Genomic DNA, 823 nt, shown 5'->3' on the forward strand with positions numbered 1-823 from the left:
AACCCGGGGCGGTTCAGTTTGCCCTCAATGCCGACGATACGGAGCAGCGCATTGTCGGCATTTGTCAGCGCGCATGGACGCCTGTGGGGCAGGTTGCCGCAGTCTGCGTGCAGCCGCGTTTCGTGTGTCTGGCACGTACCACCCTGGACCGTATGCAGGCGCATGACATCAAGGTTGTCGCCATAGTCAATTTCCCCCACGGCAGCAGCAACATTCAGTCAGTGACCTCGCAAGTTCGCGCCGCGTTGCTGTCCGGCGCGGACGAAATAGATGTCGTGTATCCCTTTCGCGCACTGCTCGGTGGAGATCAACAGCCCGGCCTTGAGATGATATCGGCGTGCAGCTCATTGTGTGCAGGGCGGGTCAAACTCACCGCGACACTTGAAACCGGCGATCTGCGCGATTCCCAAATGATCCTCAATGCTTGCCGCGATGCGATTGTTTCGGGTGCCGACTTTATCAAGACCAGCACGGGCAAATCAGCCACCCACGTTACACCGCAGGCTGCACGGGTGATGCTCGAGTCTATCGCGGACGTCGGCGGGCAGGTGGGGTTGAAGGTTGCGGGAGGGATCCGGACGTTCGACGAGGCACGTTTTTACATGATGCTGACGCATGCCCGTTTTGGTCGGCAATGGATGAATGCCGGGCGCGTGCGGTTGGGTGGCTCAAGCTTGCTGGACGATTTGCTGGCCAGACTTGGCCTGTATGAGTCGTATGGCAACGGTTTTTGAGCGGTGGGCAGCTTTTTGAAGGACAAAAAAGACCCGGCAAAGAGCCGGGTCAAAAACCGTGGTTAGCCTGATGAGGAGATAATCTGAAA

At 58.1% G+C, this 823-nt stretch carries 1 protein-coding gene; it reads left to right on the top strand.

Annotated elements, in window-relative coordinates:
- The coding region (gene deoC / locus ALO64_RS16660; protein WP_054991757.1) for a deoxyribose-phosphate aldolase at nt 1-734 on the top strand (734 nt) is incomplete at its 5' end.
- Nucleotides 735-823: the final 89 nt, after the last annotated feature.

This window comes from Pseudomonas meliae (assembly GCF_001400515.1).
Lineage (GTDB): Bacteria > Pseudomonadota > Gammaproteobacteria > Pseudomonadales > Pseudomonadaceae > Aquipseudomonas > Aquipseudomonas amygdali.